The organism is Kribbella sp. NPDC048928 (assembly GCF_043197975.1).
Taxonomy (GTDB): domain Bacteria; phylum Actinomycetota; class Actinomycetes; order Propionibacteriales; family Kribbellaceae; genus Kribbella.
Genome location: NZ_JBICUC010000010.1, coordinates 138,690 through 161,466, shown reverse-complemented (window position 1 = coordinate 161,466; position 22,777 = coordinate 138,690). Strand labels below are relative to the sequence as shown.

At 68.3% G+C, this 22,777-nt stretch carries 19 protein-coding genes; 5 read left to right on the top strand and 14 right to left on the bottom strand.

All coding sequences use genetic code 11. From position 1 onward, the window contains the following. The first annotated feature begins 4 nt into the window (after positions 1-4). A complete protein-coding gene (locus ACGFI6_RS35810) occupies positions 5-892 on the top strand; it encodes an AraC family transcriptional regulator (RefSeq protein WP_393126672.1) in 888 nt (295 codons plus the stop codon). On the opposite strand, the gene ACGFI6_RS35805 is transcribed toward ACGFI6_RS35810, so the two are convergent. Beyond that, complete coding sequence (locus ACGFI6_RS35805; protein ID WP_393126670.1) at positions 883-1,683, bottom strand: phytanoyl-CoA dioxygenase family protein; 801 nt, start codon at positions 1,681-1,683, stop codon at positions 883-885. The genes ACGFI6_RS35810 and ACGFI6_RS35805 overlap by 10 nt on opposite strands. A gap of 387 nt (positions 1,684-2,070) precedes the next feature. Here ACGFI6_RS35805 and ACGFI6_RS35800 point away from each other — a divergent pair, with 387 nt between their 5' ends. After that, positions 2,071-3,411, top strand: a complete 1,341-nt coding sequence (locus ACGFI6_RS35800; RefSeq protein ID WP_393126668.1) for an HNH endonuclease signature motif containing protein — start codon at positions 2,071-2,073, stop codon at positions 3,409-3,411. 6 nt (positions 3,412-3,417) lie between these two features. Here ACGFI6_RS35800 and ACGFI6_RS35795 read toward each other — a convergent pair whose 3' ends face one another. Continuing rightward, entirely contained in the window at positions 3,418-3,786 is a 369-nt protein-coding gene (locus ACGFI6_RS35795; protein ID WP_393126666.1) for a winged helix-turn-helix transcriptional regulator, read from the bottom strand. 103 nt (positions 3,787-3,889) lie between these two features. Here ACGFI6_RS35795 and ACGFI6_RS35790 point away from each other — a divergent pair, with 103 nt between their 5' ends. Continuing rightward, positions 3,890-4,702, top strand: a complete 813-nt coding sequence (locus tag ACGFI6_RS35790) for an alpha/beta fold hydrolase (RefSeq protein WP_393126664.1) — start codon at positions 3,890-3,892, stop codon at positions 4,700-4,702. Between the two features lie 292 nt (positions 4,703-4,994). On the opposite strand, the gene ACGFI6_RS35785 is transcribed toward ACGFI6_RS35790, so the two are convergent. From ACGFI6_RS35785 to ACGFI6_RS35735, 11 genes are read right to left on the bottom strand one after another with little or no spacing between them, the layout of a single operon-like run. After that, positions 4,995-5,393: a DUF4440 domain-containing protein gene (locus ACGFI6_RS35785; protein ID WP_393126663.1), complete on the bottom strand. Its 399-nt coding sequence runs from the start codon at positions 5,391-5,393 to the stop codon at positions 4,995-4,997. A gap of 10 nt (positions 5,394-5,403) precedes the next feature. Next, a complete protein-coding gene (locus ACGFI6_RS35780; protein ID WP_393126661.1) occupies positions 5,404-6,462 on the bottom strand; it encodes an NAD(P)-dependent oxidoreductase in 1,059 nt (352 codons plus the stop codon). Further along, entirely contained in the window at positions 6,459-7,307 is an 849-nt protein-coding gene (locus ACGFI6_RS35775) for an amidohydrolase family protein (protein ID WP_393126659.1), read from the bottom strand. Before ACGFI6_RS35775 ends, ACGFI6_RS35780 begins: the two co-directional genes overlap by 4 nt. Then, entirely contained in the window at positions 7,304-8,149 is an 846-nt protein-coding gene (locus ACGFI6_RS35770) for a carbohydrate ABC transporter permease (protein WP_393126657.1), read from the bottom strand. The genes ACGFI6_RS35775 and ACGFI6_RS35770 overlap by 4 nt, the downstream gene beginning before the upstream one ends. A 4-nt stretch (positions 8,150-8,153) precedes the next feature. Continuing rightward, positions 8,154-9,038, bottom strand: a complete 885-nt coding sequence (locus tag ACGFI6_RS35765) for a carbohydrate ABC transporter permease (protein WP_393126655.1) — start codon at positions 9,036-9,038, stop codon at positions 8,154-8,156. Positions 9,039-9,069: 31 nt separating this feature from the next. Next, entirely contained in the window at positions 9,070-10,392 is a 1,323-nt protein-coding gene (locus tag ACGFI6_RS35760; protein WP_393126653.1) for an ABC transporter substrate-binding protein, read from the bottom strand. A 20-nt stretch (positions 10,393-10,412) separates the two neighbouring features. Continuing rightward, on the bottom strand, positions 10,413-11,822 hold the full coding sequence (locus tag ACGFI6_RS35755; protein WP_393126652.1) for a hypothetical protein: 1,410 nt from the start codon (positions 11,820-11,822) through the stop codon (positions 10,413-10,415). Continuing rightward, positions 11,819-13,819 carry a glycoside hydrolase family 127 protein gene (locus ACGFI6_RS35750; protein ID WP_393126650.1) on the bottom strand — a complete coding sequence of 667 codons (2,001 nt, stop codon included), beginning with the start codon at positions 13,817-13,819 and terminating at the stop codon, positions 11,819-11,821. The genes ACGFI6_RS35755 and ACGFI6_RS35750 overlap by 4 nt, the downstream gene beginning before the upstream one ends. Then, positions 13,813-15,051 (bottom strand): four-carbon acid sugar kinase family protein, encoded by a 1,239-nt coding sequence (locus tag ACGFI6_RS35745; protein WP_393126648.1) that lies wholly within the window; start codon positions 15,049-15,051, stop codon positions 13,813-13,815. The genes ACGFI6_RS35750 and ACGFI6_RS35745 overlap by 7 nt, the downstream gene beginning before the upstream one ends. Further along, positions 15,051-16,298, bottom strand: a complete 1,248-nt coding sequence (locus ACGFI6_RS35740) for a RuBisCO large subunit C-terminal-like domain-containing protein (RefSeq protein ID WP_393126646.1) — start codon at positions 16,296-16,298, stop codon at positions 15,051-15,053. The genes ACGFI6_RS35745 and ACGFI6_RS35740 overlap by 1 nt, the downstream gene beginning before the upstream one ends. 10 nt (positions 16,299-16,308) lie before the next feature. After that, positions 16,309-18,906, bottom strand: a complete 2,598-nt coding sequence (locus ACGFI6_RS35735; protein WP_393126645.1) for a family 78 glycoside hydrolase catalytic domain — start codon at positions 18,904-18,906, stop codon at positions 16,309-16,311. A gap of 110 nt (positions 18,907-19,016) precedes the next feature. Between ACGFI6_RS35735 and ACGFI6_RS35730 the strand changes: the two genes are divergently transcribed. Together ACGFI6_RS35730 and ACGFI6_RS35725 are read left to right on the top strand one after the other, a co-directional pair. Beyond that, complete coding sequence (locus ACGFI6_RS35730) at positions 19,017-19,868, top strand: phosphogluconate dehydrogenase C-terminal domain-containing protein (RefSeq protein ID WP_393126643.1); 852 nt, start codon at positions 19,017-19,019, stop codon at positions 19,866-19,868. Positions 19,869-19,878: 10 nt separating this feature from the next. Continuing rightward, positions 19,879-20,604: a FadR/GntR family transcriptional regulator gene (locus tag ACGFI6_RS35725; protein WP_393126642.1), complete on the top strand. Its 726-nt coding sequence runs from the start codon at positions 19,879-19,881 to the stop codon at positions 20,602-20,604. On the opposite strand, the gene ACGFI6_RS35720 is transcribed toward ACGFI6_RS35725, so the two are convergent. Beyond that, entirely contained in the window at positions 20,601-22,742 is a 2,142-nt protein-coding gene (locus tag ACGFI6_RS35720) for a family 78 glycoside hydrolase catalytic domain (RefSeq protein WP_393126640.1), read from the bottom strand. The two genes, ACGFI6_RS35725 and ACGFI6_RS35720, sit on opposite strands and share 4 nt — an antisense overlap. Between the last annotated feature and the right edge of the window lie 35 nt (positions 22,743-22,777).

The following is a 22,777-nucleotide window of genomic DNA, read 5'->3' as shown; positions in this document are numbered from 1 at the left end:
GGTTATGCGACCGGCGGTGTTCGAGCGACTCGAGACGCCGGATCAGCAGTCCTGGCGGCTGTTCGAGCGGACCGGGATCTTCACGTACCTCTGGCACTACCATCCGGAACTCGAGGCCGTGCTGATCACGGCCGGCTCGGGTTCGGTGATGGTGGGCGACCGCGTCCGCCCGTTCGCGGTCGGCGATGTCGTACTGGTCGGCTCCAACCTCCCGCACGCGTACGTTTCCAGTACGCCGAGCCGCGCGCTGGTCTGTCAGTTCCCGCCGGGGCTGCTCGGCGCTGAGCTGGTCGAACGTCCCGAATTCGAGACGCTCCGGTTGCTGCTCGCAGATGCGGAGACCGGCGTCGCCATCCCCGGTTGCGGCGAGGACAGTTGGTCCGTACTGCGGCACGACGACGCGGCCCGCCGTACGGTCGGACTGCTCGGCCTGCTCGTGGAGCTCGCCGGGACGACCCCACGCGAACGCCTCGCCAGCGCCGGGTACACCCCGTTGCCGGACCAGAAGTCCCTCGACCGGCTCCAGGCGATCCTCGACCACTTGGCCGCGAACCTGCCCCAGCGCGTCAGCCTCGCCGAGCTCGGCCGGGTCGCCGCGCTGTCCCCGTCCGCGACCAGCCGGTTCTTCCGCCGGCAGACCGGAATCACGATCTCCGAGCACGTGAACCGGTCCCGGATCGCGAACGTCTGCCGCCTGCTCGCCGACTCCGATGACTCGGTGGCCTCGATCGCCGGGGCCAGCGGGTATCCCAACCTGGCACACTTCAATCGCGAGTTCCGGCGGCAGACCGGGCGGACGCCGCGCGAGTTCCGCCGGCGTCGCCAGGGAACTCTGCAGGGACCTCGTCAGGGATCTCGTCAGGGATCTCGTGAGGGACCTCGTCAGGGATAGAGCACCGGGTTCAGTTCGGTGTCGAGCCGGTCTCCCGGCTTCCGCCCCGGCGCCCACGCCGCCAGGTCCTTCACCTGGTTGTCGTTGCGCGGCTCGCCGATCACCATGCCGGCGTCGACGTAGATGATCGTCATGACCCGGCGCGCGAAGTCCGCAGTGTTCTCGCCGGCCCGATGGAACGTCCAGCCGAGGTGGTAGCTGACATCGCCCAGCGCGTACGGTCCGGCGTCGACGGCGTACTGCTGCTCCAGCATCAGCTCGGCGATCCGCTGCTCGGACTCGGCGCTGATCGGCAGGTCCCGCGCGTACTGGAATCGATGGCTGCCGGTCGCGAAACTGAGCGGGCCGGCTTCCAGCGGGGTGTCCTGGAGCGGGATCCAGATCGTCACGGCACGGTCGGTCGAGAGCGGCCAGTAGTACTGGTCGGCGTGCCACGGGGTGATGCCGCCGCCGCGCTCCTTGTAGAGCGCCTGGTCGTGGTACAGCCGGACCGACTCGACGCCGAGCAGGTCCGCGGCCAGGCGCGCGAGATCTGTCGACCGGACGAACTTCTCGACCAGCGCGCTCTGTCGCCAGAGGTTCGTCACCTGGAGGAACGCACGGCTGTAGAGATCGCGCTCCGCCAGCGGGAGGCTCTGCGTGTTCAGCCGGATGACCTGGTCGGTGATCTCGTCCGCGAACGGCCGCAGCTCTTCGGGATCGATGACACCACGCAGCTTTTGAAAACCCCGGCGCTCGAAGGCCAGCCGCTCGGTGTCGGTCAGGGCGTAGTCACTGGAGATCGTCGTCATACAACCAATTCTTCGACCGCCGGCCGGTGCCCCACCAGACCACAGATCGGCCGGAACTGATACTTACTTGCCGCTCGACCACACCCGATCTTCCTTACACGTAAGGGATTCTGGGGTTTGGTGGATTTGGCGGTGATCGTTTCGTGATCTAGAATAGAACACATGTTCGGATGTGATCTCGATGAGCTGTCGACCGCGGACCTGCTGGCCGCGGCGGGCGAGTTCGTCCAGCTCGAGAGGGACGCCGCGGTACGGGTCCTGCAGGCGGCACTGGCCTTCGCCGATCGCCACGCGACCCTCCCACGGGTCGCGCGTGACGCGGTGCCGGGCAGTGAACGGATCTGTGGCTACGGTGGCGAGGGCTGTCCAGGGGTGGCGGAGTTCGCGGTGATCGAGTTCGGCGCCGTGCTCGGCATGTCGACCGGAGCCGCCGGGTCACTGATCGGCGAGGCCCTCACCCTGCGCCACCGCCTCCCGCGCGTCTGGGCCGCAGTGCTCGGTGGCGAAGCGATCGCCTGGCGCGCCCGCGAGATCGCCCGCGCCTGCGCCGCACTGTCCCTGGAGGCCTGCGCGATCGTCGACGCCCGCGTCGCCGCCATCATCAACACCATCACGCCCGGCAAACTCACCACCATCACCACCGCCGCCGTCTGGGAGGCCGACCCCGACCTCGCCCAGGCCCGCGCCGAAGCCGCCGCCCGCACCCGCGGCGTGTTCGTCGCCCAGACCGACGCTCGCGACGACCACGGAACCAAACGCATCTGGGTCCGCGCCGCCGCCGGCGACGTCATCCGCTTCGACGCCACCATCGACGATCTCGCCCGCGCCCTCAAAACCCTCGGCGACACCACCTCCCTCGACGAACGCCGAGCCAAAGCCATCGGCTGGATCGCCGACCCCGCCGCAGCCCACCACCTCATCGAGGTAGCCCGCCACCTGGCCCGCACCAAGGCCGCCGCTGCTCAAGCCACCGAGCCTCCGCAGCCCACAGGCGACACCGACGCCACCTTCGGCAACGAGCCCTGTGATGAACGCGGTGCGGGAGACGAGCACGGTGCAGGAAACGAACGCGGTGCAGCTGATGACGCGGATCGGTTTACGTGGTTGGCGATGGCGGGATCACTGCAGGCGCGCCTCGCGGCGATCAAGCAGGATGCCTACACCCACGGATTAGGAGCCGGGACCGGCTTACGTAGACGCCACACCGTCTACGTACACCTCACCGACAAAACCCTTGCCACCAGCAACGGCGTACTCCGCGTGGAAGAACTCGGCCCACAACTCGCCACCCAGCTCACCGAACTCCTCGGCCACGACCACATCACCGTCAAACCCGTCATCGACCTCCACGACCAAGTCAGCGTCCACGCCTACGAAATCCCCGACCGGATCCGCGAACGCGTACGCCTGCGCCACCCCACCGACATGTTCCCCTACGGCGCCGCCGAAGCCACTCCCTCCATGGACCTCGACCACGTCACCCCCTACAACCACACCAGACCATCAGACAAACCCGGGCAGACCAGCACCGACAACCTCATACCGCAAAGCCGACGCCATCACCGCGCCAAAACCCACGGCGGCTGGCGCAACCGACGCCTGCCCAACGGAGCCATCGAATGGACCAGCCCCCACGGATTCCGCTTCCACGTCGACCACACCGGCACCCACCAACTCCCACGCCACCAGACCAGCAACCACACACCCCGGAGGGACCATGAATCGTGAAGACGGTCAGCGGCCGGCAGACGCGCGGTGGCGCTCGATCTCTGACATGTGGGTTTCGGCCCACTCGCGCAGGATCGCGAGCGGCTCGTCGAGTGAACGTCCGAGTGCGGTGAGGGCGTAATGGACCGCCGGTGGAACCGAGTCTTCGACACGTCTGGTGACAAGTCCGTCAGCGGTAAGGCGCTGCAGGGTCTGCGAGAGCATCTTGTGGCTGACCCCCGGCATCGCGCGCTGCAGCTCAGAGAACCGCGCCGAGTCCGGGTAGCGCTCCGCCAGCAGCTTCACCGTCATCGACGTCCACTTGTCCCCGATCCGATCCAGCAGATGCCGCGTCGGGCACTCCACCGAGAACAGATCTCCCCTGCGGTCGGTCACCGTCAGGTCACCACCTTTCGCGAAAGTGCCTTCTTGTGGCTGCTCGATCGGCCGCTCAGGCTTGTCGGTAACCAAAGGTTACCTACTGAAGGACGGTTACAGCATGGGTTCTCGAGAGCCGGATGTTCTGGTCACCGGTCGCGGGACAGCTGTGGTGCTACTGCACGGTTGGCCACATACGCCGTACTTATGGCATCGGGTCATCCCGGCGCTGTCGACGGATCACCTTGTCATCGCGCCCAGTCTCCGCAACCTGAGCGAGGGTGGGGCCGACGCCGGTGCGCTGGCCTCGAACCTGATCCAACTGCTCGACAACCTCGACATCACGCGCGCGGCAGTCGTCGCGATCGATGCCGGCGTGCCCGCAGCATTCTTGGCCGCCCTCCAGCATCCCGACCGGGTTTCGCGGCTTGTACTGATGGAGGGTGTGCTTCCGGGAGTGGAGAGCACGTTCAGTCCGCCGTGGTGGTTCGGGTTCCACGCGGTGCCGGGGCTGGCGGAGAGCGTGCTGCTCGGACACGAGGCGGAGTATCTGGACTGGTTTCTGAGCGGCCCGAGCGTACGGCAGGACATCGGCGCCGACACCCGCGAGAACTTCATCGCCGCATACACCGGTCGCGAGGCACTCAGGGCCGGGTTCGAGTACTACCGTGCGATGGGGACGAGCGGCGCGCAGATCCAAGAGGCCGTGGCGACGTCTCGGCTCACCGTGCCGACGCTGGCGATCAGTGGTGGCATCGTCGGCGACGCGATCCACGCGCAGCTCGTCCCGTACGCCGACGATCTCGCGCGCGCGTCCGTGCCGGACTGCGGTCACCTCGTCCCGCTCGAGCAGCCGGTCGCCCTCACCGCCACGATCACACCGTTCCTCGCAGCACCGTCCTTCAGAGCACCGTCCTTCAGAGCACCGGTCTAGGGCTCGAGGCTTGTGAGGAAGGCGGCGGCTGCGGTGTTGACGCGGGCGCGGTCGCCGGTGGTGAGGAGGTCGAGGAGGAGGCCGCGGACGGTGGCGAGCACGAGGGTCGCGGCAGAGCCAGAAGTCGAGGTGGCAGCGAAGGCCTTCGGGCTCGGCCGTACACGGCGAAGAACAGCCGGAACTCGCCTGCGCGAGCTGGATCATCGTTCCCGGAGTTGCTGGCGCACGGGCACACTGTCATGGGCCTGGCGCGTTCGGACAGTTCCGCGGCGGCGGTGCGAGCCTGGTCTGATCAGGCATGGTCGTACCAGGCGACCGCCGAGATTCGCCAGCCCTCCGGGGACCGTACGAACTGGATGGTCTTGTTGCCGCCACCCTCGAATGCCTCCCCGTCGCGGACGCCCGACTTCTCATAGGTGCTGAACCGGACCGCGAGATCGCCGTCGATCTCGGTTCGCTCCGTGACCTCCCACTCGGAGAACTCGGTCAGCCCGCCGTCGGTGAGCAACTGCCGGCGCGGCTCGATGAAGTCCTCCACGCCGTAGACGTTGAACTGCGGCGCGGTGCACACGATCACGCCCTCGGCGAGCATCAACTTCCGGATCCGGTCGACGTCCGGCGCCTGACCTCCCCGGTTGTCGAAGGCGCCGAGGAACTCGGTGGTCAGACGGTCGATCTCAGCCTTGGACATGCGCGCGATCTTACTGGGCATTTCGGGGTACGAGCGGAAAGCGTGGGCGGTAGCCGGCGAAGACGCGTTCGAGCTCGTCGACCATCAGGTCGAAGAACCGCGGCTCGCACTGCGCGGTGACGCCCGCGATGTGCGGGCTGAGGAACACGTTGTCCATCGACCGCAGCGGCGAGTCGACCGGGATCGGCTCCGGGTCGAACACGTCCAGGCACGCGATCAGGTCGCCGGTACGCAGCCGTTCGACCAGCGCGTCCGAGTCCACCACCGGGCCGCGGGACACGTTCACGAAGACCGTGCCGGGTCGCATCGCCCGGATCTGGGCCGGCCCGACGAGTCCCGCCGTCCGGTCGGTCAACGGCGCGAGGCAGACCACGACGTCCGACCGGGCCATCACCGTGTCGAGGTCGGTCAGGTCGAGGTCGTACACGCCGGCGAGCAGATCCGGTACGCCGGGATCGGACACGAGTACGTGGACACCGAAGGGCCGGAGCAGCTCGATCAACCGTCGTCCGATCAGCCCGGCCGCGATCAGGCCGACGGTCTTGCCGGTCAGCTCCCCGCGCAGATAACCGGGGTCGGACTGGAACACGGTCCGGTCCGGCCAGAGCAGCTCGCCGCGTACGAGGCGACGGAAGTGCGCACCGGCGTTGCGGAGCCCGATCAGCATCAATGCCAGCGCCCATTCGGCCACCGGGTCCGATGAGCCATTGGTGGTGTCGACCACCGCGACACCGGCTGCAGCGGCGGCCGCGACATCGACCCGGGCGGCGAAACGATCACCGTGGGTGTCACCAACGACCATTAAGCGTGGAGCCGCGGCCAGTACGTCTGCGGTGACCCGCGGCGCGCCGTACCCGACCACCAGCGCGTCCAGGTCCGCGACGAACGAGAGCAGCCGGGCGACCGATTCCGGATCCGACGGTGGCGGGCCGGACTGCCGGTCGGTCCCCGGATACTCGAGCCACCGTACGTCGGCCACGCGACGGAGGCGCTCGACCGAGGCGGGCTCGACGTACCGCTCCCACGATGCACGTGTCCCGACAATCCCAACCGTACGGCGCTCGCTCATGCCACCACCTCCCGGGACAGGACGCGCGAGAGGTTGCCGCCGAGCACGAGCGGCAGCGCGGCGGAGTCGATGAACGTCGCATGCTCGCGGACGATCTCGAGTGACTGCCGATAGCTCAGGTGCGCGACGACGGACGGCCAGTCCGAGCCCCACACCAACCGGTGTGGACCCCAGGAATCGTGCAGAGCCCGAGCCACCTCCAGCGCCTGCCTGTTCGGATACCCCCAAGGACGATCGGTGCCGTAGGCAAACCCGGACACCTTCACCATCAGGTTCGGCAGGTCCTCCGCGCTCACAGTCATCTCCAAGGCCTCCTCGACTCCGCCGGGCCACAGCGTCACCCCGGCCAGGTGGTTCACGAGGATCGTCACCGACGGGAACTCGCGCGCCACCGCGCGCAAGTCCGCCTGCCACGTCGGAGCGCAGGCGAAGTTGACGAACAGCCCTGCTTCCGCGGCCACCTCGAACACTGCGCGGCCTTCACGGGATCGCAGCCAGCCGTCGTTCTCGGGCGCGAGGTAGTGCGACACACCCGCGGGGCGGAACTGCTCGACCAGACCGCGCAACCGATCGGCCGCACCGGGCGTGTGGTACGCCGGATCCCACCGGCCGTCCAGATCGACGACCTGCGCGAACCGATCAGGATGCGCCGCAACGGCCGCGGCCCCGTACTCGTTGTTGTCCGCACTCCGCGTGATCCGCGCGTTCACCAGCAACGCCCGCTGCACACCGGCCGCGTCCATCGTGTGCAACAAGTTCTCGTAACTGCCACGCGAGGAGTCGTCCGGAACAGCCGGCTCGTACGGCCACCGCGGCCACACGTGGGTGTGCCCGTCGATGATCATCCCTTCACCGACCCAGCGGTCAGGCCCCGCATCACCTGACGGTTGATGAACAGATAGACGAGCAGCACCGAGAACACCGTGATGCTGATCGCGGCGAACAGCGGGCCGTACTGCAGCGAGCCGTACTCGTCGCTGAAGTTCAGCAGGCCGACCTGCACGGTCTGCAGGTTCCGGTCGACGTTGAACGTCAGCGCGATCAGCAGGTCGTTCCAGATCGAGAAGAACATCAGCAACGCCACCGTGAACAGGCCGTTGCGCACCATCGGTACGCCGACCGACCAGAACATCCGGTACACGCCGGCACCGTCGATCACGGCCGCCTCGTACATCTCCCGCGGCACACCCCGGAAGTACGTCGCCATCAGGAACACCGTCAACGGCAGCCCGTGCCCGACGTAGGTGATGATCAACGGCCACAGCGTGTTCGACAACCCCAGCCGGAAGTAGATCGTGAACAGCGGCAGCAGGATGATCTGGGCGGGCACCATGATGCCGCCGACGATCAGCAACAACGTCGCGCTCCGCCCGCGCCACACCATCACCTCGAGCGCGAACGCCGCCGCGGAGCCGAAGACCAGGATGATCACCAGCGACGGCACCGTCACCAGCACGCTGTTCAGCGCGTTGTGCCCGAGGTGACCGTTCGTCCAGGCGTCGGTGTAGTTGGACAGGCTCAGGTGGTCCGGCATCGACCACAGCGGTTTGTTCAGGAACTCGTCCTGCTTCTTGAACGACGTCGCCAGGATCCAGAACATCGGATAACAGACGACGAGCAGTAGGACAACCACCAGCACCCGGGTCAGGCCCTTCGTCGCGAACCGCGCGATCAACCCGTCGGTCATGCCTTCACCCCTTCGTGAGGTCACGGCGCGACGATCGGAAGATCACCAGCGTGACGGCCAGGCACAGTACGGTGATCAGCAGCGCGATCGTGCTGCCGTAGCCGTAGTCCGTGCTCAGGAACGACGTCTTGTACATGAACAGGTTCAGCGGGGTGGTGTCGTTGCCGGGCCCGCCCTTGGTCAGGGCGAGCACCGAGTCGAACACCTTCAGCGACGAGTTGAAGCTGAAGATCACCGCGGAGAACAGCACCGGCAACGACATCGGTACGACGACGTGGCGCACCAGCCGCCAGCCGCCCGCACCGTCGACCCGCGCCGCGTCCAGCACCGCGTCGGGGATCTCCACCAGGCCGGCGTACAGCAGAACGGCGTAGAAACCCTGCGTCCGCCACAGGTCCATGACGACCAGGACCAGGAACGATGTACCGCCGGTGGCGAAGAAGTCGACGTGCTGGGCGCCGATCGCCCCGAGGATCGAGTTGATCGGGCCCTCGGTCGGCGCGTACTGGAAGAACCTCGTGAACAGCAGGCTGACCGTAACCGTTGGCAGCACCACTGGGAAGAACACCATCGTCCGGACCAGCGTCGACGCCTTCCGCAGCACGAAGACGTACAGCAGGGCGAGTGCGTACCCGAGCAGGATCTGGCCCACGGTGACCACGAGTGCGTACTTCACCGTGAACCAGAGCGCCTTGTGCGCCTCCGGATCGGACCACAGCCGGGCGAAGTTGTGCGCCCCGACGAACGTGAAGCCGCGGATCACGTTCCCGGAGTACAGGCTGTACACGAACGACCAGACGACCGGGACGACGATCACCCCGAGGAAGACGATCAGCGCCGGTCCGAGCAGGATCGCGACCGCCTTCTTGTTGCCGAGTACGGATTCCATGCCGTGCGTCTCCTTTCTGCTCCCCCTCCCTCTACTCCGCGGTGTCGAGGTCCTTCTGCAGCATGCCCATGTAGTCCGCGGCCGAGATGCCGCCGGTGAGCAGCTTGGCCGAGTAGCCGCCCGAGTCCTGGGTGGCCTTGTTGTTGAAGAGCGCCTCGAACCAGAGCACCGTCGACTTCGCGTTGTCGATCCGGTTCTGGACGTCGGCGGTCAGCGGTGGCAGGTTCGCGACCTTGTGGTCCATCACGAAACCCGAGAACGTGCCGGTCTTCTCCATCGCATCGGAAGCGTAGTTGTTCGCGATGCACTTCACCCAGGCCTGTGTCTTCGGGCCGTACGTCTTCGGGTTCACCGAGGTCGGCGCGCCGGTGTTGGCCGGGTAGGCGTTGATGTCGCCCTTGCCGCCGTCGACCGCGGGGAACGGCATGAAGCCGACCGCGGTGCCGATCTTGTTCTTGCTCGGATCGTTGACCGGGCCGAGCATCCAGCTGCCCATGTACATCATCGCGGCCTTGCCGGTGAGGAACTGGTTGTTCGCGGTGTCGTAGTCGATCCCGGTGACGCCGTCGGTGAAGTAGCCCTTCTTGCCCAGGTCCTGGATCGCCTGCGCACCGGCGACGTACTGCGGGTCGGACAGCTTGGCCTTGCCCTGCTTGACGTCCAGCAACGCGTTCGTACCGAGCGAGCGGAACAGGTACGCACCGACCCAGCGACTGATCGTCCAGCCGGTGCTGCCGGACGCCGTGAACGGGGTGACTCCGGCAGCCTTCAGTTTGTCCGCCGCGGCGAGCAGCTCGGTCCACGTCTTCGGTTCGGTGATGCCCTGATCGGCGAAGAGCTTCTTGTTGTACCAGATGCCCTCGATGTTGTACTGGAACGGCAGCGACGGCATCGTGCCGCTGTAGAGCTGGTGCAGCGTCGACTTCGCGGCCGGCGTGACCTTGTCGCCAATGGTCTGCTCGAGGTCCATGACCTGGCCGTTCTTCTGCAGGTCACCGCCCTTGTCGATGAACGAGTTGCCGGCCGCGAACAGCGTCGGCAGCGCACCCTGGCCGGCGAGCAGCTGGATCTTCTGCTGGATGTCCGAGCTCGGCGACTGCTGCACGTCGACCGGCAGGTCCTTGCCCTCGGTCTGGCACTTGCCTGCGGCAAGCGACTTGAGCTCGGCGGGGACGGAGGTGTTCTCGGTCGTCACCAGGATCGAGAGCGCCTTGCCGTCCTTCACCTCGCCGGAACCGCCCGCGCCGCCGCCGCTGCCTCCGCAGGCGGTCACGGTCAGGGCGAGCGAGCAGAGGGCGGCACCGGCGAGGGTCACCCGGCGCTTGCGGAATGTAGTACCGAATGCAGTGTTCACGATGGTCTCCTTGCGCTGGTTCATGCTGAGGGTTGGCGCCGACGACGGAGCGTGCTGCCGATGGCCTCGAGGTTGCCGAGGTCCATCTCGGAGTACTTCCGGGAGAGGATGACGCCGTCGGCCCCGGCGTCGAGCGCCGTGGTCAGCGAGGCGGCGATCTCGTCGGGACCGGTCTGCTTGACGTGCGCCGGCGTCGGGACGTTCACGTCCAGGCCGGGATAGACGCGGACCTGTCGGTCGACGGCGCGCACGGTGCGGGCCGTCTCCCGGCGGACGTAGTCGGTGGACAGGCCGTTGGCGGGGAGATCGGCGAACGGCATCGCCTCGTCGTAGCCGAGCGACTGCCGGAACAGGTCGTACACCGTCTGCTCGTCGATCTCGCGGAAGATACTGCGCCGCCACGCGGAGATGTGGTGGTGCAGCCGGTAGCCGGCGCAGTTGTTGTACATCACCGGCTTGACGAAGTCGGCGTACTGCCGAATCCGTGTGTAGTCCATCTGCGCGCGGTACAGCGGCGAGAACGTGTTGTGGTGCCAGACGTGCCATCCGACCTGTACGTCGGGGGCGAGGAACTTCACGGCGCCGTACACCCGCTTCTGCAGTTCCTCGTAGCCTTCGTGCCAGAGCTGCTCCCAGGCCATGATCTCGGGGTACGTCAGCAGCAGCCGCAGGAACCGGACCAGGCTCGAGTCGCCCGGCGCCGCAGGATCGTCCCCGCCGCGCGCGAGCTCGTACAACTTCACGTACCCATCGGCGGCGCGACGGCTGTCGATGCCGCGCCGCTCCCCCGCCGCCACGCAGTGCGGGCAGAAGCAGTACGGGCGTCCGTCCCGGGCGAACCCACCGTCCTCAAGCACGTTGCCGAGCGGACCGTTGCGCTCCGAGCCGAACATCATGCCGTCCAGCTCGTAGTGCCGGACCTGATCCTCGACGAGGCTCAGCCACCACGCGATGTAGTCCGGGTTCCGCACGCAGGCGTAGCTGTCGGTCCGGCCCCACGCGTCGAGCTGGAGCACCTTCGACCAGTTGGGGACGTACTTGGCCAGTCCGGAGTGGCTGTTCTCCAGGACGAACGAGTAGGTCTGCAACCCCCGTTCTCTTGCCTTGGGCAACACATTGGCGAGTACGTCGAAGCCGTCGACGTCACGATCCGCCGCACGGTACGGCTGCAGGACCGTTCCGCGATAGTGCTCGGCGTGCTGGGTGACGTACGAGCCGCCCCAGTGGTCCTCGTCGAACTCCGAAGGCCCATGGCCCGGGTACGGACGGCCCTGGATCTGGCGTCCCTGCACGCCCCGGTCGAAGGCCTGGGTGGCGACGAACAGTGCCGTCACGCCGGCCTTGTCCGCGAGTGTGTCGATCAGGTCGACACCTTCGTCGACGAACGAGATGGCCCCGATCTGCAGGCCGATCAGCGGTTCCGCGGTCATGCGACGGCCTCCTCGAAGGTCCGGATCAGTGGTAGCCAGACGGACATCTCGCCGGGACCGCGGTTCGCCCAGAGGGCGTACGGCACGAGTTGGATGTCCAGTGGACGGGCCGGCGCCGGATCCAGTTCGGCGTACAGGTGGTTCTGCGGCGGTGTTGCGATGACGGCGGCGGACGCGCTGAGCAGGGCGTGGCCGGCGAACAGGCCGGTGCCGGGCGTCTCGCTGATCTTGGTGGTCTGCGGGACGCCGAGGTTCTCCAGGCCGACGCCGTCGGGGAGATCGGCGCTCTCCACGCAGTACACGACCGGTCCGCGCGTGACGCACACCTGGTTGGTGGCCTCCTCTACGAAGTGGTGCGCGGTGAGCACGCGTGGGCGGAGCGGCAGCCGTACGTCGACCGTGTCGGTGTGCCACTCGCGATCGATGACTACGTATCCACGGTCCACGGCCTCCGCCGGCACTCCGTCGATCTCGATCCCGTCGGCCCATCCCGGTACGCGGATCCGCAGCCGGCCCTGGACCGGGCGGTCGGCGCTGACGTGCAACCGGACGTCGCCGCTGACCGGGAAGTCCGTCTCCTGCCTGACCGTGACCGGGACGCCCGCGAAGCTCGTGCTGACCTCACCCGCGGCGTACTGATGGATCCACAGCTCGTCCTCGCCCTGGCCGTAGACGTAGTACGGCAGCTCGGCGGACACGCGCGCGATGTTCGGCGGGCAGCAGAAGCAGGCCTGCATGTACTCCTGCCGCAGCCGCTCCTCGGACGGCGGTGGCGCGACGTCCTTCGGGTCGCCCGGCCGCCGCAGCGGGTACGTCAGGTTACGGACCTGGCGGAGCGGATTGACGTAGAAGTACGTCGCACCATCGTCCCCGATCATCGCGGGCAGCGCGTTGTAGAGCACGCGTTCGATCTCGTCGGCGTACCGCGCATCGCCGGTCCGCACCAGCATCCGCCAGGCCCAGAACACCAGGCCGAGCGACGCACACGACTCGTTGTACGCCGTTGTCTGCGGCAACTGGTACGGCCGCCCGTACGACTGGTGCACCTTCGTGATCGAGTAGTAGTCCTGATCCGCGTCCGGCGACGCCCCGTCGTACAGCGCGCCGCACCCACCGGTGACGTACAGCTTGCTCGAGACCAGGTCGTCCCAGATGCTGTCCAGCGCCGAGACGACCGTCTCGTCCCCGGTCTCGACCGCGTAGTCGGCCATTCCGGCGTACAGATAGTTGGCGCGCACCGAGTGCCCGACGGCGCGGCGTTGATCGCGGACCGGCAGCACGTCCTGGTTGTCGTCGGTGCCGGCCTCGCCCTTGCCGCCGTGCAGTTCGAGCAGCTTGCCGGCCAGTTCGAGGTACTGCTTGTCGCCGGTGACGCGGTACAGCTCGACGACTCCCATGTAGTGCGACGGGCAGACGTTGCACTCGGCGAGCCGCTCCGGTCCCTGTTCGCTCTGTACGGCGAGGTAGCCGGCGATCCGGCGCGCGACCGCAAGCAGTGTCTCCTCGCCGGTCACGCGGTGGTGGATGCACGCCAGCGTCATCAGGTGACCGAAGTTGTAGGTCTCGAAGTCGGTCCCGACCGCGAGCGGCTCGACGTCGGAGCCGTGGCCGCGGGCGATCTGCGTCTTCGTGTGCAGGTAGCCGTCGTCGCGTTGCGCACGGGCGATCGCCGCGGCCGACCGGTCGATGATGCCGCGCAGTTCGGCGTTCCCGTTCTCGGCGACCGTCGCCGTCGCCGCCTCGAGATACTTGTACAGGTCGCCGTCCATGAACGGCGGGCCGTCGTGCTCACCGGTCGCCTCCCCCGCGGCGACCAGGAAATTCTCGTACGCGTGCGCGACCTCGGGGTCGAACATGATCGCGCCCATCGACGGGACCGTCACGTCCAGGGCGCGCCGGTGCAGTCGGGCCAGCGGGCCGTCGCCGTCGAGCGTCACGGCGTTCGCGGGCAGTGAGGTGAGTCGGGCGTACGGACTGGAACTGGTGTCGGTCAGCAAGTGAGCCTCCAGGGATCCACCGGCAGCGGCTGCCCGGTGCGGATGTCGTCGAAGAGCGATGCGTGTCCCATCTGCCCGCCCTTGAGCACGATTTCGAGCTGCGGCAGGGCCGCGCCGCTCGCGTGGCAGAGGGCGACGTTGCCCCAGGGCCGGGCGGCGATCCGGAGCTGCTCGACACCGAGCCGCCGCAGTACGTTGCCGGAGGTGTCGCCGCCGGACAGCACCAGCCGCAGGTTCGGATCGCGTCGCAGGGAGTCGTCGCCGATCGCGGCCAGCGCCTCCTCGATGGTTGCGCTGGGCACCTTCCGCCCGCCGACCACCGAATCCACGAGAACGCCCCTGCCGGTCGCCGTGCGGACACGCTCCGGGGTATCGGTAGCGAAGAGGTCCAGCACGAGCCAGCCGGCTCCGGCCGCGGCGTCGACCTGGCGGCGCGTGAGTTGGGAACGGCTGCCGTTCAGCACGAGGGTTGGGCCGGCGGCCGGTGCGATCGTTGTGGTGAGTGGTGGCAGTCGGCGGGCGACGGGCGCCTGGCGGCCAAGCGCGCCACTGATTCCTCCGGAGCCGATGACGAACCGCTGTCCTGCGCCCGTCAGGATCGCCGTTGCCAGCCGGTCCAGGTCCTCGTCGCTGGCGGCATCGCAGACGACACCGGCCGCGGTCTGATCCGCGAGCAGTCCCGGCAGGTCGCCGTACGCCGGCCAATGCACTGCGCCGAGTTCGAGTTCGGTCTGCGCGCCGAAGTGCAGTCGCAGGTCGGACTCCGTCATCGGCGTCACCGGGTGCCGGCTCATCGTCGGCTGGCGATCGAGGCGGTACACGGTGCCGTCGTCGCGCGCGAAGTGGTGGCTGAAGAGCGTGTACCGACCCGCATCGGGCTGCGCGAACACGATCGGCACCGGCGGACCGGGAAAGAGGTCGGCGGACAGCTCGAGGACCCGCCCGATGCTGCCGGTGTGCGGTGCCGAGTCCGCGGTCGAGCAGGCCTTGTACTGGATGATGCGGGCCGCCAACTCGCGCAGCCGCCGGAGTGCGGGCAGGACTTCGTCCGCCATCTGCTCGGTCGGCAACGAGCGCGCCGTTCCGGCGATGCCCACTACGTCGGTGTGCTCTTGATCGAGCGCGAGGTCCGGTGCGGTGACGAGCACCCCGGACAGGCCGGCGCGGCGGAACTGCAGCAGCGCGTCGACCGATCCGGTGAAGTCGTCGCCGTAGAACCCCGCGAACACCATCAGACTCTGCCGAACGTGTCGAGAGCCGTCGCCAGCGCCGGGACCTTGGCGGCCCGGTCGTCGAGGGATTCTCCGGACAGCGTGGCGTCCCACGCCTGCCGCATGGCGAGGACGCCGCTCGCGGAGCCGTCCGGGTGACCGTGGATCCCGCCGCCGGCGAGCACGAGCAGGTCGGTGGTCCGCGTGCGCTCGTACGTCAGCGGAGCGAGCCCCGGCGTCTGCGCGGACGACAGCACCGGCAGCGCCTGGTAGCCGCCGAGGAGCGGCTGACGTACGGCGTTGATCGAGGCGAGCACCTCGTCGTCGGTCTCGTAGAACTTGTTCGCGAAGCCGTTGGTGTGGACGTGGTCGGCGCCGGCCAGCCGCGCGAGCTTCTGCCAGACGCGGAAGTCGATGCCGAGCTGCGGCGAGCGGGCGTGCGCGCCGTACATCGCCCGGTGCCCGTGGACGGGCAGCTGGGACCGGCGGCTCACGTACTCGAGCCCGGCCAGGCCGACCAGGTTCACGCAGACCATCACGCAGGACCCGCCGGCGGCGAGCACCACGTCGTGGTTCTCGGCCAGCCGGTCGATGTCGTCGGTGATGTTGAAGGCGTACATCGGCATCCGGCCGGTCCGGTCGGCGACCGCTTTCAGCGCGCCCATCACCACCTGGACGCGCTCCCGAAGCGGCAGCCCGGGCGGGTTGCCCTGCAGCTCGTCGTCCTTGATGAAGTCGATCCCGGCCTCGCCGAGCTCGGTGACGAGCTGGGCCAGCTGCTCGCCGGTCAGTCCGATGCTCGGCTTCACGATCGTGCCGATCATCGGGCCGTCCGGCCGGTCCAGGAGCCGCCGGGTGCCGTCGACGCCGAACCTTGGCCCCGGGTAGCGCTCGGCGAACTCGATCGGCAGGTCCAGGTCGACCAGGCGGAGGGCACCGACATCGCGAAGCTCGAACAGGTTGCCGGCCACCGCGGCCATCAGGTTGGGCATCGACGGGCCGAAGTTCAGCATCGGGAACTCGATCGTCACCCGGCCGCGGCGCACCTCGTTGGGGTCACCCACCATCCCGGGCAGCGGCGGCCGGCCGCTCGCAGGCAGCTCCTCGACCGCGACGACCGTCGCGCCGTGCCGGGCCCGCAGGTCGTCGGTCTCCCGGGCGACCCGCAGGAACGTGCCACTGGACTGCTCCCCCGCCATCACTTCGGCGGCGCGTTCGAGCGGTCCGGCGGTCTCGATCTCGTAGACGGCGGTGACAGGTTCGGGCACGGTTGGCCTCTCAGTGCTGCGACGGGGCGGAGTACGGGACTGTGAAGCTGTGGCGGCCGTTACCGACAGGCTCGGGATCGCGACCTGGTAGCTCGACGACCGCATCGGTGCCGGTCGGTACGGTGACGTCGACGCGCAGCTCGCCGTCCTCGATCGACCAGGCGATCGCGGCCCGGCCGTACGGCGTCTCGTGTTCGGCGCGGGCCCAGGTGAGGCCGCCGCCCGGCTGCGGGCGGAACTTGATCGACCGGTAGCCGGGTGCTGTCGGAGCCAGGCCGGCGACTGTCCGGTGCATCCAGTCGGCGACCGCGCCCAGCGCGTAGTGGTTGAACGAGGTCATCCGGCCCGGGTTCACCGTGCCGTCCGGCCGCATGCTGTCCCAGCGCTCCCAGATGGTCGTGGCGCCTTGCGTGACGGCGTACAGCCAGGACGGGCATTCCTTCTGGAGCAGTACGTCGTACGCGGAGCCGACCGCTCCGGCACGGGTGAGCGCGTCGCAGATGATCGGCGTCCCGGCGAACCCGGTCGCGATCAGGTTGCCGTCCTCGGCCACGAGCTCGGCGAGGCGATCCCCGGCGGCGGTCCGCTGCTCGACGTTCTCGATCAGCTCGAACTCCAGAGCGAGTGCGTACGCGGTCTGCGCGTCGCTCGTCATGCGGCCGTCGGCGCCGACGTACTCCGCACAGAAGGCCTCCCGTACCAGCGCGGCCAGCTCCCCGTAGCGCTTCGCATCGTCGGCGCGACCGAGGACGTGCGCAGTCTTGGCCAGATGCTCCGCGGAGTGGGCGAAGTAGGCGGTTGCGACGAGGTAGCGATCGGTGCGGGCGTCGGCGGGATCGTCCGGTGGCGCCGCCGGGTCGAGCCAGTCACCGAGCTGGAAACCATCGCTCCACAGGTGATCCGGGCCGGCGAGCCGGTCCATCAGCTCGACCCAGGCCTTCGCGCTGTCGTACTGGGCGCGCAGTACGTCCGCGTCGCCGTATCGCTCGTACAACACCCATGGCGTCAGCACCGCGACGTCGCCCCACAGTGCGCCTGGCCGGATCGGTGTCCACATGTCATGTGCGGGGATCACCGGGACGTACCAGGGGACGCATCCGTCGGGCAGTTGCTCGACCGCGACGTCCTGCAGCCAGCCCGACAACATCCCGGCCACGTCGTACAAGTAGGACGCTGTCGGCGCGAACACCTGGATGTCACCGGTCCAGCCGACCCGCTCGTCCCGCTGCGGGCAGTCGGTCGGAATGTCGAGGAAGTTGCCGCGCATGCTCCACACGACGTTCTCGTGCAGCTTGTTCACCAACGGATCCGAGCACTCGAACCAGCCGGTGCGCTCGAGGTCGGTGTGCAACACTCGCGCAACCACATCGCCCGGGTCGAGATCACCAGGCCAGCCGTCGATCTCGGCGTACCGGAAGCCGTGGAACGTGAAGCGCGGCTCCCACTCCTCGACCTGATCGCCCTTGAGGATGTACGTGTCGGTCGACTTGGCCGTGCGCAACGGGCGCTGGTAGATCTCCCCGTCCTGCAGGACCTCGGAGGTACGGATCGTCACCGTGGTCCCGCGCTCGCCGCGGACACGGATCCGCAGCCGGCCGACGAGGTTCTGCCCGAGGTCGAGCACGACCCGTCCGCTCGGAGTCCGCAATACGGCGATCGGCGTGACCTCCTGGGTGCAGCGCACCGGCGGACCGTCAGGCGCGACCAGCGTTGCGGCGTCGCGCTCGTGCACGGCGACGGCGGTCCAGTCGCTCGCGTCGAAGCCGGGCGCCGACCAGCCGGGCTGCTCCTCGCGGGCGTCGTACGTCTCGCCGTCGTAGTTGCCGGTGAGCAGGATCGGGCTCGGCGCCGCCTGCCAGTCGGGGCCGGTGGCAACGATCTCGGACGATCCGTCGGCGTACTCCACCTCGAGCTGACCGATGAACGACTGGTCGCTGCCGTAGAGGTTGCGGAAGCCTCCGTTCCAGCCGAGGCGGCCGCGGTACCAGCCGTCGGCGAGCCAGGCGCCGAGCACGTTGGCGCCGGGCCGGACGAGGGAGGTGACGTCGTACGTGTAGTAGCGCAACCGCTCGCCGTAGACGGTCCAGCCGGGCGACATCGTGTCGTCGCCGACCCGTTCGCCGTTCAGCTCCGCCTCGTACAGGCCGTGGGCACTCGCGTACAGACGGGCTCGGATCACCGGGCCGCGGAGCGCGAACGCGTGCCGCACGAGCGCGGGCCGGCGGTCCGACTCCGGATCCTCTGGCCAGCCGGCGCCGACCGGTGCCGCGGTCCAGTCGGCCGGATCAAGAAGTCCGGTTTCGGCCACGCCGGGGTCGCTCCAACCGGACCATTCGCCGCCCTCACCACGGACGCGGACCCGGACCTCGGCCCGCTCGCGGGACCGCAGCGGCGCGGCCGGCCACGGTACGAGGACGCTCTCCGCGGACTCGACCACCGAGCGGTCCTGCACCCCGTCGGCACGCACGATTTCGACCTCGTACGCCGCCTGGCGCCAGCCTGACTCAGCGTCCGTGCAAACGGTCTGCCAGGTCAGTCGCGGAGTCGGCGTACCGATGCCGAGAGCGACGCGATGATGCTCGAACGCAGGCCTGGACGGAGTCGTCATGCCCGCACATTGACACGTTTCACAAGAATTGGTCAACCAGTTGACCAGTCCTTTCCGAGCTGCCTACGGTTGGCGCGAGTCCTTGTCCCCGACCCAGCCGAGGAGCGCTTATGAGCACGAGCCAGGAGACGGTCGTCGTTGTCGGCGCGGGCGGCAAGATGGGCCTGCGAGTCTCCGCCAACCTGGCCCGCTCCCAGTTCCGCGCGCTGTACTGCGAGGCGTCCGGACCTGGCACCGAACGGGTCCGCGCGGAGGGTCGGGCCGTCGTCCCGACGGCCGACGCGGTCCGCGAGGCCGATGTCGTCGTACTGGCGACTCCGGACACTGTGCTGGGGCAGGTCTCGCACGAGATCGTCCCGCTGCTGAAGGACGGCGCGGTTCTGCTCACGCTGGACCCGGCTGCGGCGTACGCCGGCCTGCTCGCGACCCGCGACGGTGTCGTCCAGGCGGTCGCGCATCCGTGCCATCCGTCGGTGTTCCTGGAACGCACGACGGCGGAGGAATGGGCCGACACGTTCGGCGGCGTCAGCGCTCCGCAGGACGTGGTGGCGGCCGTCGACGATCCGGCTGAACAGTCCCGGGTCGAGGCAGTCGTACGGGTCATCTACGGACCGGTCCTGGACGTCCACTGGGTGACGGTGAAGCAACTTGCCGTCCTGGAGCCGACGCTCGTCGAGACCGTCGCCTGCATGGTCGGCACGCTGCTGAAGGAGGCTCTGCACGAGACCGTGCACACGGTCGGCGTGCCCGAAGCGGCCGCCCGGGCCATCCTGCACGGACACATCCAGATCGCACTGACCAACGCCCTGCGCGGGTCGAACCCGTTCTCTTCAGGCTGCGAGATCGCGATAGCCTACGGCCACGAAACGATCATCAAGGACGACTGGAAGCGCATCTTCGACGATGCCGAGCTCGACCGGGTGATCACGCGCATGCTCCGCCTGGAACCGAGCACCAAGTAGGGGGCCGATCGTGACCGACGCCGGGGGTACGCCGTTCGTGCGGACCCGCTTCCGCCCGGTCGAGCGGCTGTCGGCCGCGAGCCTGGTGGCGCGGCAACTGCTCGAGCAACTCGGCGCGGACCAGGTGCCGGTCGGCGCGCGGCTGCCCTCGGAGCGGGACCTGGCGCAGATGCTCGGGGTCGGGCGCTCCACACTGCGGGAGGCGATCGCCGCACTCGAGCTGGTCGGCCTGGTCGAGGTGCGCCCCGGGTCCGGTTCCTACCTTCGGGCGGACAGCACCCAACTGCTGGCGCAGACGCTGCAGTGGAGCCTCGCCCTCGGCGAGCCCGAGATCGGCGACCTGGTCGAGGTGCGCGAGGAGCTCGAACTGCTGGCTGCCCGGTTGGCGACCGCGCGCGCCGACTCCGGGCAAATCGAGCGTTTGCGTGCGCACGTCGAGCGGATGCATGCCGCGGGCAACGATATCGACGCGTTCGTGCAGGCGGACGTGGCGTTCCACCTGGAGATCGCGACGATCGCCCGGAACGTCGTCCTGGAGAGCCTGCTCAAGAGTCTGCAGTCGCTGCTCGCCGACTGGTTCGAGCGGACGCTGCGGGTGCCGGGCACGATGGAGGCGACGCTCGGCGAGCACGACGCGGTCTTCGAGGCGATCCAGAAGGGCGATCCGGATGCGGCGGCCGCTGCGATGGCCACGTTGATGACCGCCGCGGACCATCGGGTGCGTCGCTCTCCTTAGTGCACGAGCACGCCGGGTGGTGCGGTGAGTTCGGCGCGCTGTCCGTCGTACCGGACCTTGATCGGGCCGGCCGGGGTCGGGACGGTCAGCTGGAACGGTGCCATTGCCGGCGGGATCTGCGGTGCGAAGCGGATCTCTTTCCAGCCGGGCTTCTCCGGGCGGAGGCCCACGATGCCCTCGATCAGGACGGGGATCGGTGCGCTCGCCCAGCCGTGGCACAGGCTCGTGTTCCACTTCTGGTCCTTGCTCCACACCTCGCAGCAGGCGGTCGCGCCCTCCTTCAGCATGGTCGACCACGAGTTCGGGTCGTCTCCCCCGATCAGCTCGTACGCCAGCGCAGCCTCGCCGTGCGCGGTCAGCGCGTTCAGCAGGAAGTACGAGAAGTACGTCCCGCAGTTCAGGCGGCGCTCGCGGATCATCGCGACGATGCGCGGTACGACGGGCTCCGGCGCGAGTCCGAAGTACAGCGGGAGAATGTTCGCGTGCAGTGAGCTGTGGCTGGACAGCTCGGCGTCGGTGAACACCTCGCCCGATCCGAGGAACGTGTGCAGGAAGGCGTCGCGCAACCGCGGGAGTTCGTCGCGGTACGGGATGCCGAGGATGTCCTTGATCTGCTGGACCGTGTCCACACACCCGTAGTAGAAGGCGTTCACCACGTTGTGGCAGCCGGGGCCGACCGGTTGGCCGAGCGCGAAGTCGTACCCGTCCCGCATGCCCTCGGGCCAGTCGACAAGGTTCCACTTGTCGACAACGTCGGTGAGCAGGCCGTCGGCGCGCGCGAAGGTCCGGAAGTGTTCGAGGATGCCGTCCGCCACCTCGGCCATCTCGCGCAGGAAGTCGAGGTCGCCGCTGTAGCGGTAGTACGTCAGCAGTTGTAGCGGCCACTGCAGCGAGAAGTCGGCGATCTCCTGCATCCGATGCCCCGGCGCAACAGCCAGCAGTCCCGGGCAGACCGAGCGGGTCAGCGCGAACTCGCTGATCGCCTTGCGGAACAGGCGCGGATCGCCGCTGAGGTACAGGTGCGAATGACCGATCACGGTGTTGTCGCCGAGGTACTGCCCCTTCTCCCGCGACGGGCAGTCGACGAAGTTCTCCTGCGCACAGAGCTGTACGCCGCGGCGGCACAGCTCCCAGATCCGGGTCAGCTTGTCGTCGGCGGACGTGAACTCGCAGCGGGCCGGGTCCATCGGGTAGTGCCGGACGACCGCCGCGAAGCTCTCCGGCTCGACGGCGCCCGACGGCCCGCGTACCTCGACGTACCGGAAGGCCTTGTATTCGTACTGATCAAGGACGTCGTCGTTCCCGGACAGCGTCCAGGTCTCGTCGTACGTGCAGTTGCAGCGCAGCTCGAACCGCACACCGCGACCGTCCTCGTTCAGCTCCTCACCGCAGCGCAACTGCTCCGTGTCGCCGGCCGCGCCACGGGCTCTCAGCTCGAACTGGCCGGTCAGCTCGCGACCGAAGTCGATCAGGTAGTGGCCGTCGCCGAGCTGGTCAACCTTCTCGGGCGCGACCCGGTACACGTCCAGCGTCGCCGTCGGCTGCGGGACCAATGTGTGATTGAGGTCGTTCTGCGCCGCTACCGGCGCCCAGTCGTCGCCGGCGAGTCTGCGCTGGTCGATGTTCTCCAGGTACTGCGTGTCGTACCCGACTATCGGTGCGGGACCGTACTGCGACGCGATCCGGTACTGCCAGGACGCGTCGGTGGCGAGTACGACGCCTGCCTCGGTGTGGAGCTCCGCGATCATCCCTTGGCGGAGATCGCCGCTGTTGTACGCCCGGTTCACCAGGCCCTGGTAGTAGACGTCGACGTCGATCCGGTTCTCGCCTGCGCGCAGGCGAGAACGTACGTCCCACGCGTTGTAGTAGTAGTTGAACGAGTAGCACTGCGCGGGGCCCTGCCCGACGAACTCACCGTTGATGCGCAGCTTGTAGTAGTCGTCGGCGGTGATGCGCAGCACGGCCTCGGCGGGCAGCTCGTCGAGTACGAAGGTCTTCCGTACCAGCATGTGCCGGTTCTGCAGCTCGGGCGGATGATCGAACGCGGGATGCTCGCCGGACTCCTTGTGCAGCAGATCCAGCGGTGTGCAGCCGGCGAATGCGGGGTCCGAGATCCAGCGCGCCACCCAGTCGGTCATCGCGCCACCCTAACCGTCAAGGAGAGTTAGTTAGC

What these genes read in the sequence shown, in the direction of transcription:
- ACGFI6_RS35735 (WP_393126645.1), bottom strand. Translation starts at nt 18,906, where the DNA reads ATGACGACTCCGTCCAGGCCTGCGTTCGAGCATCATCGCGTCGCTCTC.
- ACGFI6_RS35810 (WP_393126672.1), top strand. Translation starts at nt 5, where the DNA reads ATGCGACCGGCGGTGTTCGAGCGACTCGAGACGCCGGATCAGCAGTCC.
- ACGFI6_RS35805 (WP_393126670.1), bottom strand. Translation starts at nt 1,683, where the DNA reads ATGACGACGATCTCCAGTGACTACGCCCTGACCGACACCGAGCGGCTG.
- ACGFI6_RS35780 (WP_393126661.1), bottom strand. Translation starts at nt 6,462, where the DNA reads ATGAGCGAGCGCCGTACGGTTGGGATTGTCGGGACACGTGCATCGTGG.
- ACGFI6_RS35775 (WP_393126659.1), bottom strand. Translation starts at nt 7,307, where the DNA reads ATGATCATCGACGGGCACACCCACGTGTGGCCGCGGTGGCCGTACGAG.
- ACGFI6_RS35730 (WP_393126643.1), top strand. Translation starts at nt 19,017, where the DNA reads ATGAGCACGAGCCAGGAGACGGTCGTCGTTGTCGGCGCGGGCGGCAAG.
- ACGFI6_RS35785 (WP_393126663.1), bottom strand. Translation starts at nt 5,393, where the DNA reads ATGTCCAAGGCTGAGATCGACCGTCTGACCACCGAGTTCCTCGGCGCC.
- ACGFI6_RS35765 (WP_393126655.1), bottom strand. Translation starts at nt 9,038, where the DNA reads ATGGAATCCGTACTCGGCAACAAGAAGGCGGTCGCGATCCTGCTCGGA.
- ACGFI6_RS35770 (WP_393126657.1), bottom strand. Translation starts at nt 8,149, where the DNA reads ATGACCGACGGGTTGATCGCGCGGTTCGCGACGAAGGGCCTGACCCGG.
- ACGFI6_RS35720 (WP_393126640.1), bottom strand. Translation starts at nt 22,742, where the DNA reads ATGACCGACTGGGTGGCGCGCTGGATCTCGGACCCCGCATTCGCCGGC.
- ACGFI6_RS35755 (WP_393126652.1), bottom strand. Translation starts at nt 11,822, where the DNA reads ATGACCGCGGAACCGCTGATCGGCCTGCAGATCGGGGCCATCTCGTTC.
- ACGFI6_RS35790 (WP_393126664.1), top strand. Translation starts at nt 3,890, where the DNA reads ATGGGTTCTCGAGAGCCGGATGTTCTGGTCACCGGTCGCGGGACAGCT.
- ACGFI6_RS35745 (WP_393126648.1), bottom strand. Translation starts at nt 15,051, where the DNA reads ATGGTGTTCGCGGGGTTCTACGGCGACGACTTCACCGGATCGGTCGAC.